General features: G+C 64.9%; 1 protein-coding gene. It reads left to right on the plus strand.

What is annotated here, in order from left to right; all coding sequences use genetic code 11:
• Nucleotides 1–359, plus strand: a 359-nt coding sequence (locus ASE71_RS08915) for an alcohol dehydrogenase catalytic domain-containing protein (protein ID WP_244497361.1), incomplete at both ends; no start/stop codon positions are given.

Here is a 359-nt window from a genome sequence, read left to right on the forward strand (position 1 = left end):
ACAGGCATCTGCCACACCGACGATTTCACCCTGTCCGGCGCCGATCCGGAAGGCCTGTTCCCGGCGATCCTCGGCCATGAAGGCGCCGGCATCGTCGTCGACGTCGGCCCGGGTGTGACCTCGGTGAAGAAGGGCGACCACGTCATCCCGCTCTACACGCCCGAGTGCCGCTCCTGCCCGTCGTGTCTGTCGCGCAAGACCAATCTGTGCACCGCGATCCGCTCGACACAAGGCCAAGGCCTGATGCCCGACGGCACCTCGCGCTTCTCGATCGGCAAGGACAAGATCCACCACTACATGGGCTGCTCGACCTTCGCCAACTACACGGTGCTGCCGGAGATCGCGGTTGCCAAGGTCAA

The sequence above is a fragment of the Ensifer sp. Root954 genome (assembly GCF_001429005.1).
GTDB classification, from domain to species: Bacteria; Pseudomonadota; Alphaproteobacteria; order Rhizobiales; family Rhizobiaceae; genus Ensifer; species Ensifer adhaerens.